The sequence below is a fragment of the Brevibacillus soli genome (assembly GCF_044759095.2).
Classification (GTDB): Bacteria; Bacillota; Bacilli; order Brevibacillales; family Brevibacillaceae; genus JBIYSM02.
In genome coordinates this window covers 145,324-159,119 of sequence record NZ_JBIYSM020000002.1, presented here as the reverse complement: position 1 = coordinate 159,119, position 13,796 = coordinate 145,324, and the positions used below count along the sequence as shown (strand labels likewise).

General features: G+C 54.3%; 12 protein-coding genes. All 12 read left to right on the top strand.

What is annotated here, in order from left to right; all coding sequences use genetic code 11:
* The first annotated feature begins 431 nt into the window (after positions 1-431).
* A complete protein-coding gene (locus ACE99V_RS01705; protein ID WP_400489231.1) occupies positions 432-1,211 on the top strand; it encodes an ABC transporter permease in 780 nt (259 codons plus the stop codon).
* Position 1,212: 1 nt separating this feature from the next.
* Complete coding sequence (locus ACE99V_RS01700) at positions 1,213-2,001, top strand: ABC transporter permease (RefSeq protein ID WP_400489230.1); 789 nt, start codon at positions 1,213-1,215, stop codon at positions 1,999-2,001.
* 11 nt (positions 2,002-2,012) lie between these two features.
* Positions 2,013-2,975, top strand: a complete 963-nt coding sequence (locus tag ACE99V_RS01695) for an ABC transporter ATP-binding protein (protein WP_400489229.1) — start codon at positions 2,013-2,015, stop codon at positions 2,973-2,975.
* A 316-nt stretch (positions 2,976-3,291) separates the two neighbouring features.
* Positions 3,292-3,873: a transcription factor FapR gene (gene fapR, locus ACE99V_RS01690; protein ID WP_400489228.1), complete on the top strand. Its 582-nt coding sequence runs from the start codon at positions 3,292-3,294 to the stop codon at positions 3,871-3,873.
* A gap of 25 nt (positions 3,874-3,898) precedes the next feature.
* Positions 3,899-4,912, top strand: coding sequence for a phosphate acyltransferase PlsX (gene plsX / locus ACE99V_RS01685; protein WP_400489227.1), 1,014 nt, complete (start codon positions 3,899-3,901; stop codon positions 4,910-4,912).
* Between the two features lie 5 nt (positions 4,913-4,917).
* Complete coding sequence (locus ACE99V_RS01680) at positions 4,918-5,925, top strand: beta-ketoacyl-ACP synthase III (protein WP_400489226.1); 1,008 nt, start codon at positions 4,918-4,920, stop codon at positions 5,923-5,925.
* Positions 5,926-5,946: 21 nt separating this feature from the next.
* A complete protein-coding gene (fabD, locus tag ACE99V_RS01675; protein ID WP_400489224.1) occupies positions 5,947-6,897 on the top strand; it encodes an ACP S-malonyltransferase in 951 nt (316 codons plus the stop codon).
* The gene (gene fabG, locus ACE99V_RS01670; protein WP_400489222.1) at positions 6,891-7,631 is read left to right on the top strand and encodes a 3-oxoacyl-[acyl-carrier-protein] reductase; all 741 of its coding nucleotides are present in this window, start codon (positions 6,891-6,893) and stop codon (positions 7,629-7,631) included. Before fabD ends, fabG begins: the two co-directional genes overlap by 7 nt.
* A 99-nt stretch (positions 7,632-7,730) precedes the next feature.
* Entirely contained in the window at positions 7,731-7,964 is a 234-nt protein-coding gene (acpP, locus tag ACE99V_RS01665) for an acyl carrier protein (protein ID WP_400489221.1), read from the top strand.
* Between the two features lie 147 nt (positions 7,965-8,111).
* Positions 8,112-9,356, top strand: coding sequence for a beta-ketoacyl-ACP synthase II (fabF, locus tag ACE99V_RS01660; protein WP_400489220.1), 1,245 nt, complete (start codon positions 8,112-8,114; stop codon positions 9,354-9,356).
* Positions 9,357-9,396: 40 nt separating this feature from the next.
* Positions 9,397-10,098 carry a ribonuclease III gene (gene rnc / locus ACE99V_RS01655; protein WP_400489219.1) on the top strand — a complete coding sequence of 234 codons (702 nt, stop codon included), beginning with the start codon at positions 9,397-9,399 and terminating at the stop codon, positions 10,096-10,098.
* 124 nt (positions 10,099-10,222) lie between these two features.
* A complete protein-coding gene (gene smc / locus ACE99V_RS01650) occupies positions 10,223-13,795 on the top strand; it encodes a chromosome segregation protein SMC (RefSeq protein WP_400489218.1) in 3,573 nt (1,190 codons plus the stop codon).
* The last annotated feature ends 1 nt before the right edge of the window (position 13,796 follow it).

Genomic DNA, 13,796 nt, shown 5'->3' with positions numbered 1-13,796 from the left:
GGATTGGTTCAGGGAGAAGGGTATCCCACAATGTGATTTGCTCGTTACGAAGTTTTAACATAATCGCTCACCTCAAAAAGGATTTTCGAGGAGCACTGTTGAATTTCTTTAAGAAGAAAGGAATTCAGTCCCTCTTTTTGGATGTATTGCCTCGTCAACAACTACTTCCATTTAGAGAGCTGAATTCCTTTTGTTTTTGACTTACCCCAGGAATTTTTCAGGGGAAACTAGCTAATGCCGGGTGGGTTTTCTTATATGTGTTTCGAATGCGATCTTCGGCGCCGTCATTGTTGTCATCGATGTACCACCATGCTGAGAGGATCGAATGACAGTAAGCCCACTCTTTTCTTATGAAAAGTGGATTGGGAATTGACGCCATTTCCGTTTTTAAGTAAAATTTTTAATCTGACTCTCTGGAAAGGAGTGAGGATGTGGTTTACTGGCGAATTATCCAGAAAAGCTATCGTCGCAATCTTCAGTATCGTTTGTCCCATTTCATCAACAACATCGCCAGTTCCATCTTCGGCCTGGTCTTCATCGCCATTTGGGCAGGGGTGCTGGAAGGGCGGGAAGCTGACAGTCCCTACAGCATGGAAACGATGGGACACTACATAACCTTAAGCCAGTGCGTCCTATGGGTCAGTACCTTTTTGACACCAGGTCTGGGAATCCAGACCGGCGTCAGGAGCGGGGCAGTCAGCCTGGATCTGATGCGGCCGGTCCATTACTTTCTCTACGTCATCAGTCACGAACTGGGCAAAGTCGGGTACAACGCACTCTATCGCAGCATCCCGATCGGCGGCGTCCTTGGCCTGTTCGTCGGTTTTTCCTTCCCTGATCAACCCGTCACATATCTCTTGGCAAGCCTGTCGCTGCTGCTTGCCGTCTACCTGGGCCTTCTATTGTTTTTCCTCACCGGCATCACTTCGTTTTGGACGACGGAAATTCGCTGGGCCCACTACATCGTGATCACTCTGATCTTTGGTCTCGGAGGTCAAATGATCCCGGTCAACCTGCTCCCCGGATGGCTTGGAGAGATTGCACCCTATTTACCGTTTGCGGGAGTTTTGTACTATCCCGTGATGATCTATCTGGAACAGGTTTCGCCATCCGGATTGCTGATCCAGCTGGGCTGGGGACTCGCGCTGACCATCGCCGCGTTGGCGGTTACACAGAAAGCCCGCCGAAAAATCGAGATTCAGGGAGGGTAGCATGTTTCAACTCTATCGCAAGCTGATCGCCGCCAGCATTCGGGCGCAAATGCAGTATAAATTAAACTTTCTCACGACAGCGGTGACCACCGGACTGATCATGGTCATCGACTTTTTCATTTTGTCCGCCATTTTGTACCGCTTCGATCACGTAAAAGGGTGGAACCTGTACGAAGTGGGCATGCTGTACGGATTGTCCTCAGTCGCCATGTCGCTCTATCGGATGTTTGCTCCGGAGATTCACGACTTTGAACGCTATATCGTCCACGGCGAGTTTGACCAGCTGCTGGTGCGGCCCGTGCCGCCGCTTGTCCTACTTCTCACCAGAAACCTGGAGCTCGGCCGCATCGGCGGAATCGTTCAAGGGCTTGCCGTCCTTTTGGTTTCGATCTATGGGCTATACCAACTGGGGTGTGAACTGTGGGGAATCCTGCTCTACATCCCGGTGGTGCTCGTATGCGGTCCGGTCATCTTTTTTTCCATCTCACTCTGTACCGCAACCGTGGCGTTTTGGTCGTCCCAGCTGAAAGAGCTGCAAACGTTTACGATTTACGCGCCGGCCAACGCCTCCCATTATCCCAACAGTCTGTATCCCGGATGGCTCAAGCTGCTCTTTTTCTCTGTCATTCCGATCGCGTATGTCAACTACATGCCGATGCTTTATCTGTTGCAAAAAGGCGGGGAGTGGTACTACCTGCTTCTGACGCCGCTTGTAGCCGGCGTGGCACTGCTCATTGCTTACCGCTTTTGGACGTTGGGCATCCGTCATTACCACAGTACCGGAAGCTAGGAGGTTTGAACATGATTCAAGCTATGGAACTAGGCAAGTCGTTTTTTCTCTCTCCGACCAGAACGGGTGCCTTCGCGTCGCTGCGTTCCCTGTTTGCCCGTGACCGAAAAGAGGTGAAAGCGGTGGACGACGTCTCCTTTTCCATTGCGGAAGGAGAGTTTGTCGGTTACATTGGACCAAACGGCGCAGGCAAGTCTACGACGATCAAGATGCTGTGCGGGATTCTGCATCCCACCCGCGGTCGAATTGAAGTTGCCGGATTCAGTCCGCAGGAACAGCGGCAAAAGGTGGCCCGGATGATCGGGGTGGTGTTCGGCCAGCGTACCCAACTCTGGTGGGATCTGCCCGTGCGTGATTCGTTTGAGATCCTGCAGGCGATGTACAAGATCGATTCGGTTTCGTACCGCAGGGCGATGGAGCGCTACAACGAGCTGTTGGACCTGCAGGATTTTCTCGATACACCCGTGCGAAAGCTTTCTCTGGGACAGCGAATGCGCGCCGATCTGGCTGCAGCTCTCCTGCACAATCCGCCGATTCTGTTTTTGGACGAGCCGACCATAGGTCTTGATGTGGTGGCCAAGGGAAGAATCCGTTCCTTTTTAAAAGAGGTGAACAAAAGCGAGAAAAAGACGATCCTGCTTACCACCCACGATATGGACGACATCGAACAGCTGTGTGACCGGATCATCGTCATCAATCACGGAAGGAAGATCCTCGACGGCAGCCTGTCCGACCTGCGCGGGCAGATTGGACTGCCCAGCATGATCGAAGTGGAGTATCGGACGGAACCCGTCGTCGCTCCTGTTGAGGGTGTAGAAAGGATCGAGCGGAACGGAAACAAGGTAACGCTGTATTTTGACAAAAGCAGGACCACGTCGCCCAAGCTATTGGCAGAGCTGGGCAACTGGGGGGAACCGCTGGATATTCAGATGAAGGAACCGGATATTGAAGAAGTGATTCGCCGGATCTACTAATAGAGGATGTTTAAAAAGTCCGGGAAACATTGCCGTCGCATCTCTTCGTTGCGTCGTCGCTCCGCTGCTCGCGTAGACGTACCTACGCTCCGCTGCGCAGCACAGGACGTGCAAGTGTCGGCGTGGCCCCAGGACGGGGAGCTCTTAGCCGACCTCGCGACTTCCGCGCCTCGATCTACTTGGCTCTGTTTGTCCTCCTTTTTAAACGCCCACTAAAAAGGTTGTTTTTCCCTCGCTTCTCCCCTATACTATGTTTAGTACCTGGTATTAAAAACTGATCGCAAAACATATCTTATGTAGTGATGAAGTGTAGGGGGTGTCAACAATCGCCCGCATGCCCAAAAAAGACCGTCAATTCCGGCTGGTTCAGTCGCTGCAGGAAAATCCCTTCGCCACGGACGAGGATCTCGCAGAGTTATTTCAGGTCAGTATCCAAACAATACGTCTAGACCGACTGGAACTGGGGATACCGGAATTGCGCGAGCGAATCAAGTCGGTTGCTGAAAAAAGTCTGGATCCCGTCAAATCGCTTGGTATTGATGAAGTGATTGGGGAAGTGATTGACCTTCAGCTTGACGATCAGGCGATTTCCGTGCTGGAAATCAAGCAAGAACACGTCTTTTCACGGACGCAGATCGCTCGTGGACATTATATATTTGCACAGGCAAACTCTCTTGCAGTAGCGGTCATCGACGCGGATGTGGCATTGACGGCAACCGCCCGCATCCGTTTCATCCGCCCCGTCAAGCTGGGAGAAAAGCTTGTAGCCAAAGCTGTCGTACGCAGCGCAAATGGCGATGAATGCAAAGTGCGCGTCGAGACCAAGGTACACGGAGAACTGGTCTTCACAGCCACGTTTCGCGTCGTTCGCATGTCCGGCGTCGCCGAGCGTCAGTGATTGATCTGGTAAGGAGGAAATTCGTTTGCGTATTGCATTGGATGCGATGGGCGGTGACAACGCGCCGCGCAGTACCGTTTTGGGTGCTGTGCAGGCCGTTTCTGCCGATCCGTCAATAACGGTGGTGCTGGTGGGTGACGAACAGACGATTCGCTCGCACTTGCCTGCGGAACTGCCCAAGGGGATTGAAATCCACCACACGACAGAAGTGATTGAAGCTGACGATGAACCCGTGCGTTCCGTACGAAGAAAGAAGGACTCTTCTTTGGTCGTGGCAGTTGAACTGGCTCGACTAGGAAAAGTGGACGCAGCCATTTCTGCAGGCAACACCGGGGCCTTGATGACTGCGGGAACGCTGTATGCAGGACGCATGGAGGGCATCGAACGTCCGGCCCTCGCCGCATTTATCCCGAACGTAAAAGGCAGAGCCACCCTGACGCTGGACGTGGGTGCCAACATGGATGCAAAGCCTCATCACCTGCTTCAGTACGCCGTCATGGGCAGCCTTTATGCGGAAAAAGTGCTGGGTTTCGAAAACCCGTCCGTGGGGCTGCTGAATGTCGGTACGGAAGAGGGCAAGGGTAACGAGTTGACCAAGGCTGTCTATCCGATGCTGGCTGAAACGGGCCTGAACTTCGTGGGCAACGTGGAGTCTCGTGATGTGATGCAGGGGGCGTGCGACGTCCTCGTGTGCGATGGCTTCGCCGGTAACGTGCTGCTCAAGTCCATCGAAGGAACGGCTTCCACGATCTTTTCGCAGCTGAAGCAGGAGTTCTTTTCCAGTTTCTTGAATAAGGTAGCAGCGGCCATCCTCAAACCAAGTCTGATCCGCTTCAAAAACCGGTTGGATTACGCCGAATACGGCGGAGCTCCGCTGCTGGGCTTGCGCCATCCGGTAATCAAGGCGCACGGTTCGTCAAACGAACGGGCTATCAAAAACGCCGTCGCTGTTGCGGCGCGCTTCGTCAAACACGACGTCAACGGCTTTATTCAAACCGAATTGATCAAATACGCACCGAAAGAAAAAGAAAGTGAGTGAGGACGATGATGGGATTGCGTTCCGTGGGAATTCTGGCGACTGGTTCATACATGCCAGAACGAGTACTGACCAATTTTGATCTGGAAAAAATGGTGGAGACCTCGGACGAGTGGATCGTGACCCGTACCGGTATCCGCGAACGCAGAATCTGCTCTCCTGAGCAGGCTTCTTCCGACCTGGCTTACGAAGCGGCGAAGAAAGCGCTGGCCAAAGCAAACATCAGCGCGGAGGAGCTGGACATGATCATCGTGGCGACGGTGACGCCTGATATGCCGTTCCCATCCACCGCATGCATCCTGCAGGAGAAGCTGGGGGCAAAAAAAGCGTCCGCGTTGGATGTTTCCGCTGCGTGTACCGGATTCCTGTACGGAATCGCTACCGGCAGCCAGTTTGTGGCCAACGGCATGTACCGATACGTCCTCGTGGTCGGAGTGGAGACACTTTCCAAGATTACGAACTACGAAGACCGCAATACATGCGTGTTATTTGGAGACGGCGCCGGCGCAGCGCTGCTGGGTCCCGTTGCGGAAGGCTACGGCTTCCGGGCTTTTGAGCTGGGGGCGGACGGTTCCGGCAGTTCGTTGCTTTGCCAACCGGGGGGGGGCTCTCGCATCCCTGCTTCTGCGGAATCGGTTGGACAAAATCTCCACTACATTTCCATGGCGGGAAAAGAGGTATTCAAATTTGCCGTGCGCGTGATGAACTCCGCAACGGAAGCGGTTCTGGAGAAATCAGGAATTCATAAGGAAGAGATCGACCTGTTGGTACCTCATCAGGCAAATAAACGAATTATTGACGCGGCCATCCAGCGTTTTGGACTGTCGGAAGACAAGGTAGCGATCAATCTGGATCGCTACGGCAACATGTCCTCTGCGTCCATCCCGGTAGCCTTGGATGAGGCGTTGGAAGAAGGGCGCCTGAAAGAAGGGGACAATGTCATCCTTGTCGGATTCGGCGGAGGTTTGACGTGGGGAGCAACCCTTTGCAAATGGTCGACAAACGAGCACGTGTAAGGATCGGAGGGAGTATCCACCATGAGCAAAGTCGCATTTGTTTTTCCGGGACAGGGTTCGCAGTTTGTCGGCATGGGCGCCGAGTTGGTGCACCAGTCCTCGGCAGCCAGAGACATTTTTCAACAGGCTGATGAGGCGTTGGGATTTTCATTATCCACGCTTTGTTTTGGGGGACCGGAGGAAGAACTTCGTTTGACGGCCAATACTCAGCCGGCCATTCTTACCATGAGCATGGCCGTATTGGCGGCTCTTCGCGAAAAACTGCCTGCTTACGTACCGGACTTCGTTGCCGGTCACAGTCTTGGGGAATACTCCGCGCTGACGGCTGCCGGGTCTATCACCTTTGCGGATGCGGTAAAGACCGTGCGTGCCCGCGGACAGTTTATGGAAGAGGCAGTACCGGCTGGCCAGGGGGCCATGGCTGCTGTTCTGGGATTGGAACGGGAAGCCCTTCACGCTGTATGTGAAGACGTGACGGCTTCGGGACATCCGGTGCAGTTGGCCAACCTGAACTCGCCGGGTCAGATTGTCATCTCCGGTTCGGCAGAAGGTGTAAAGCAGGCGGGGGAAAAAGCAAAAGCGTCCGGAGCCAAACGGGTATTGCCGCTGAACGTAAGCGGCCCGTTCCACTCCAGCCTGATGCAGCCGGCAGCAGAGAAGCTGCAAAAAGTTCTCGCCGGCGTCGACGTGAAAGACGCTTCTGTACCGGTAGTTGCCAACGTGACTGCCCGTCCGGTGTCGGAGGCAGGCGCCATAGTGGAAAGTCTGGTACAACAGGTGGCTTCTCCGGTGCTGTGGGAAGATTCCGTCCAGTGGATGGTGGAACAAGGCGTCACGACATTTGTCGAAATCGGTCCGGGCAAAGTGCTGGCTGGACTGATCAAGAAGATCGCGCCTGCTGATGTCGCCATTTATTCGGTTCAGGACATGGAGTCGCTAGATGATGTGGTAAACGGAGGGGTTTTATGCTAAGTGGAAAGACAGCCCTGGTAACCGGCGCATCGCGGGGGATTGGAAGAGCGATTGCGCTTCGTTTGGCGGAAGCGGGGGCCAATGTCGTCGTCAACTACGCGGGAAGTGAAGCGGCTGCCGCGGAGACGGTGGCGAAAGTAAAGGAACGGGGTCGCGACGCGATCATGATCAAGGCCAATGTAGCCAGTGCGGAAGAAGTAAATGAGATGTTTAAACAAGCACTCGATCACTTTGGAAGCATTGACATCCTGGTTAACAATGCAGGGATCACTCGCGACAACCTGATCATGCGGATGAAAGAGGAAGAGTGGGACGAAGTAATCAACACCAACCTCAAGGGCGTGTTTCACTGCATCAAGGCGGCCACTCGTCCGATGATGAAACAGCGTTCCGGCAGCATCATCAACATCACCTCTGTGGTGGGTGTGATCGGCAACGCAGGACAGGCCAACTACGTGGCTGCAAAAGCGGGGGTAATCGGTCTGACCAAGACGAGCGCCCGTGAGCTTGCATCCCGCAACATCAGGGTTAATGCGGTGGCGCCAGGCTTTATCGATACCGATATGACGCTGGGCCTGCCGGAAGAAGTAAAAACCGCCATGCTGGGACAAATTCCGCTGAACCGTTTGGGACAGGCGGACGAGATTGCCAAGGTCGTCGTCTTTCTCGCGTCGGATGCGGCCAGCTACATGACAGGGCAAACCCTGCATGTGGACGGCGGCATGTACATGTGATTCACGCCCGAAGGGGAGAAACGGAGTTTTCACGCAATACGGGAAACTGGTTTTTCATGGGCTCATCCACTATAATACTTGGAGAGGGGGTGAAGCAAAATGGCAGATACATTTGATCGTGTGAAGAAGATCATCGTCGACCGTCTGGGCGTAGACGAATCCAAGATCACGCTGGAGGCTTCCTTCAAGGAAGATCTGGGCGCTGACTCCCTGGATGTAGTGGAGCTCGTGATGGAACTCGAAGACGAGTTCGATATGGAGATTTCCGACGAAGACGCTGAAAAGATTTCTACTGTGGGTGAGGTTGTAAAATACATAGAATCTCACAAGTAGATAAGATTGCAGTGGAAGTCCCGTGCGATGCGGGACTTCTCCCTTCACAACGAACCTGTTGATCTGCATTTTTGCTGCTCTTTTTTCATATGGTTTCATGGCATAAAAAGGAAGCAGATAGCTGATTTTATATAGAGGTGAATCGTGATGAAAAGAAGAGTGGTGATTACCGGCGTTGGTGTCATTTCTCCGGTGGGAAACGATGCCGATACCTTCTGGAACAGCTTGCTGGAAGGCAAGTCTGGCGTGGATCGTCTCACAGCATTTGATGCGTCCGATTATCCCACACAGATTGCAGCCGAAGTGAAAGACTTCGATCCGGAAGCGTTTGGCATCGACAAAAAGGAAGCGCGTCGCATGGACCGCTATGTTCAGTTTGCGATGGCGGCAGCGAAAATGGCGTTGAAGGACAGCGGCTTGGAAATCACGGGAGAGCTGGCTGAGCGTACAGGGGTATACATCGGTTCTGGCATCGGCGGCTTGGGTACATGGGAAGAGCAGCACCAGGTTCTGCTTGAAAAAGGTCCGCGCCGCGTGAGTCCGTTTTTCATTCCGATGATGATTGCCAATATGGCCTCGGGAGCGGTTTCCATGGAATTTGGAGCCAAGGGACCGACATCTTCCGCCATCACTGCCTGTGCAACCGGTACCAATGCCATTGGGGATGCCTTCCGCCTGATTCAGCATGACTATGCGGACGTGATGATTACGGGCGGAGCGGAAGCGACCATTCGTCCCATGGCGTTTGCCGGGTTCTGTTCCATGAAAGCGATGTCTACCCGCAATGAAGAGCCGCAAAAGGCAAGCCGCCCGTTTGATGCAGACCGTGACGGTTTTGTCATGGGGGAAGGCTCCGGCGTTTTGGTGCTCGAGGAGTTGGAGCACGCCAAAAAACGCGGTGCGACCATTCTCGCGGAAGTGATCGGCTACGGGATGAGTGCCGATGCCCACCATATCACTTCTCCGTCACCGGGAGGAGAAGGCGCGGCCCGCTGCATGAAAAATGCACTCCGTGATGCTGGTATAGATCCGACGCAAGTGGACTATATTAATGCGCACGGCACCTCAACGGATCAGGGTGACATCGCTGAGACGATGGCAATCAAGAGCGTATTCGGTGAACATGCTTACAAACTTGCTGTTTCTTCTACCAAATCCATGACGGGACACCTGCTGGGGGCGACAGGCGGTATCGAGGCGATTGCGTCTGCCTTTGCCCTGCGGGATCAAATCCTGCCGCCGACGATCAATCTGGAGAACCCGGATCCGGAGTGCGATTTGGACTACGTGCCGAACAAGGCCCGCAGCGCAAAAGTGGACGTGGCTCTCTCCAATACGTTTGGGTTTGGCGGACACAATGCAACGATTATATTGAAGCGATACAAAGCATAACTCATTCCTACGGATGGATTCGAGTAGGAAGTTTTCAAGAATGGTGGTGAGGGTGATGAATTTTGCGGAGCTGCAAGAGAATATCGGCATTCACTTTCGCGACGAAAACGTATTGCGGCAAGCATTCACCCATTCTTCCTACGTAAACGAACAGCGTGGCAAACGCATTCAGGATAATGAACGGCTGGAATTTCTCGGTGACGCTGTGCTGGAGCTGACCGTCTCCCAGTTTCTTTACAAGACGTTTCCCAAGATGAGCGAAGGTGAGATGACAAAGTTGCGGGCTGCGATCGTTTGCGAGCCTTCTCTTGTCAAATTTGCCGAACTGCTGCAGTTTGGGGATCTGGTCCTGTTGGGAAAAGGAGAGGAACTGACGGGTGGCCGACAGCGGCCTGCCCTGTTGGCGGACGTGTTTGAAGCGTTTATTGGCGCCCTGTACCTCGATCAGGGGTTGGAAGCTGTCTTCCAGTTTATGGAGAAGTACGTTTATCCCCGCATCGACAAGGGCGAGTTTACCCAGGTAACCGACTTCAAGAGCCAGCTGCAGGAGTTTGTCCAGCAGGACAACCTCGGCGAAATCCATTACCGCATCGTCCAAGAGAAAGGGCCGGCTCACAACCGGGAATTCGTTTCTGAAGTGCTGCTGAACAATCGTCCGCTCGGCATCGGCACCGGCCGTTCCAAGAAGGAAGCGGAGCAACAGGCAGCAGCGCGTGCGCTGATCAAGCTGGGAGCAAAGTGAATAGCAGGAGCGGGGGCACGATTCCCGCTCTTTTTCTTTTTTCTGCGCGAATCCTTGTTCTGTGATAAAATAAGACAGTTATAGCAGTTTAGCCACTTTGGCCAATTTCTAGGGGGATCCTTCCATGTATTTAAAACGCCTCGAATTGGTAGGGTTTAAGTCGTTTGCCGACCGAACAGAAATGGAATTCGTTCCGGGTGTCACCGCTGTCGTCGGACCAAACGGCAGCGGCAAAAGCAACGTCTCCGATTCCATCCGCTGGGTGTTGGGCGAACAAAGCGCCAAGTCTTTGCGCGGAGCGAAGATGGAAGACATCATCTTCGCCGGAAGTGACACGCGCAAGCCGGTTAACTTTGCGGAAGTGACGTTAACGTTGGACAATACGGATCGCTCGCTGGATTTGGAGTATTCCGAAGTGTCCATATCCCGGCGCGTCTACCGCTCCGGCGAAAGCGAGTACTACATAAACAAACGCCCCTGTCGGCTGAAAGACATCATGGAATTGTTCATGGATACCGGTTTGGGTAAGGAAGCGTATTCCATCATCGGACAGGGGAAAATCGAGGAGATCCTCAGCACCAAACCGGAAGACCGCCGCGGCATTTTTGAAGAAGCGGCCGGTATTGTCAAATACAAGACCCGTAAACGGGAAGCGGAAAAGAAACTGGATGAAACGGAACAAAACCTCGTTCGCATCCACGATATTGTCAGCGAAATCAACGAGCAGATCGGCCCGCTGCGGGAACAGGCGGAGACGGCAAAAACGTTCAAGGAACTAAAGAAGCAGTTGGAGGAACACGAGGTCTCTCTCTACGTGCAGCAGATTGAAGCCACGCACGAGAAGTGGGAGGCGTCCAGTCGGCTGGTTAATGAGCTTAAGGAGCGACTGGTTGAGCATTCCACGGAGGCATCCAAGCGTGAAGCCGACCTGGAGCAAGCCCGGTTTCAAGTCAGCCAGATCGATCAATCGATCGAGGAGCTGCAGCAGGTGTTGCTTTCAGTCAGTGAAGAAACGGAAAAGGTGGAAGGACAGCGGGAGGTCTTGAAGGAGCGTCTGCGCAACCTGGCCGCCAACCGTCAGCAGACGATGGAGCAGATGCATCGCATCACCGAAAAGCAGCATGCGGTGGAAGCCCAGCTGACGGAGGAACAGCAGCGTGTGGACGAAACCAAACAGCGCATGGCAGAAGCGCATAACTCCCTCAAGGAAGCGGAAGACCAGTTCAGCGCCATGGTGCAGTCGTTGACCGATGACGTAGAGCGGCTGAAGGGCGACTACTTCGAAAAGCTGAACGAGATGGCCAACCTTCGCAACGAGATTCGCCACCAGCAGCAGTTGACCCAGACCAATCAGGCGCGGGTGGACCGCCTGCTGCAGGAGAAGGAGCGGTTGGATCAGGAAGAGGCAGCACGACAGCAAAAACTGGCTGATCTTCAGGAACAGCTCGCAAAGATCGATCGGACCATTCAGTCGACGCTGGAGCAGTACAAGTCGCTGATTGACGGCGTGCGGGAAGGACAAGCTCGTCTGGAAGCCGCCCGCCGGGAGCAGCGTCAGTGGGAGCAAAAGCGGGAGGCGACCAAGTCCCGCCTCGATCTGCTAAAGGAAATGCAATCGGAGTTTGCCGGCTTCCAGCAAGGTGTAAAAGAGATCCTCAAAGCGCGGGAAAAAGGCTTCCAGGGTATCCACGGCGCTGTCGCCGAACTCCTGGTTGTGCCAGAGAAGTATGAGACGGCGATGGAAGTGGCTCTCGGCGGCGCTCTGCAGAACGTCATCGTGGAAAACGAAGCGGCGGGACGGGCGGCGATTGCCTACTTGAAGCAGCACAACGCCGGCCGCGCTACCTTTTTGCCGCTGGATGTCATTCGTTCCCGACACATTCAGGCAGAGGACAAGCGGCTCATTGCCAAAGAGACGGGCGTAGTCGGAATCGCCAGTGAATTGGTCACCTTCGACGAGAAGTACCGCTCGATTATCGAGTCCATGCTGGGCAATGTCATCGTCACCGAGAAGCTGGATCAGGCAAACCGTGTGGCCCGTGCCTGCGGCTACCGTTACCGCGTTGTGACACTGGACGGAGACATCGTCAATGCTGGCGGTTCCATGACAGGTGGCGCCCTGAAGAAAAATACGGCCAACCTGTTGGGGCGCAGCCGCCAGGCGGAAGAGCTGGAAGCGGCCATGGCCGAGATCGAACAGGCAATATCCGGGCATACTACACATATGGATCAAATATCCAGTGAGCTCGCTGCAATGGAACAGGAGCAGGAACAGCTTCGCTCCCGCGGCGAATCACTCCGTCTCAAGGAGCAGGAGGTTAAAGGACTCTTCCAGCAGACAGAAGCCGAAGGACGCTCCATTGCCGAGCGGGCCATGCTCTTGGAGCAGGATATCAACGGTTACCTGCGCGAGATCGACGAGGCCAAACAAAAGCTCTCCGGCTTGGAAACGGCGCTGATTCAGCTGGAAAGCGAGGAAAAAGAGCTGGCTGAACTCATTTCTTCCGCGGAAGCCAAGCGGCAGGAACAGCTGGAGTCCAAGGAAGAGATGAACCAAAAAATTACCAGCCTGAAGGTGTTCGACGCCCAGGTGAAGCAGGAGCATCAATCCCGGATGGAGCAGGTGCAGCGACTGAACGAACAGCGCGAGTCCCTGCTGCGTGAGTGGGAAGAGCTGAACCGCATGCTCGCCTCCTTTGACGAACTGGAATCGACCAACGAAACGTCCAGCGCCGAATTGGAAGCCAAAATCGCAGAATTGCGCCAGGATAAGGACCGTGTAGCAGCGTTGATTCAAGAGCGGCGCGGTGATCGGGCGACGCTGTTCGCCCGTCAGGAACAGGTGGAGCTCGAGGTGAAGGAGATCCGCAAGCAGGTAAAGACGCTGGAAGACAAGCTGCACCAGGAAGAAGTAAAGGTGAACCGCTTTGACGTGGAGCTGGACCACCTCTTGAACAAGCTGTCCGAGGAATACGAAATCAGCTATGATCTGGCGAAGCAGAAATATCCGCCCCGCGGCGAGATGGCGGCGGAGCAGCAAATCGTCAACCGGTTGAAAAAGGAGATTGCCGCGCTTGGCAACGTCAACCTGGGGGCGATTGAGGAGTTTGAGCGGCTGTCGGAGCGCTCCCAGTTTCTCAGTGCCCAGGAAGCTGATTTGAACGAAGCAAAGGCCATGCTTTACCAGGTGATCGAAGAGATGGATACGGAAATGTCCCGGCGTTTCAAAGAAACCTTTGATGCGATTCAGGAGCAGTTCCGTGATGTTTTCGTACAGCTGTTCGGCGGTGGACGCGCTGATCTGGTGCTTTCCCAGCCGGATAACCTGCTGGAGACCGGGATCGATATCGTGGCCCAGCCGCCGGGCAAAAAGCTGCAGAACCTTGCCTTGCTCTCAGGCGGCGAGCGGGCGTTGACCGCCATGGCGCTGTTGTTTGCCATCCTGCGGGTGAAGCCGGTGCCGTTCTGCGTGCTGGATGAGGTGGAGGCCGCGCTGGACGAAGCCAACGTAAACCGCTTCGCCGAATACATGCACCAGTTCAGCAAGCAAACCCAGTTTATTTGTGTCACCCACCGCAAGGGAACGATGGAAAGTGCAGACGTGCTGTACGGCATCACCATGCAGGAGGGTGGCGTCTCCAAGCTCGTCTCTGTGAAGCTTGAAGATACGAAAAAACTGATTGAATCTGCATCATAAA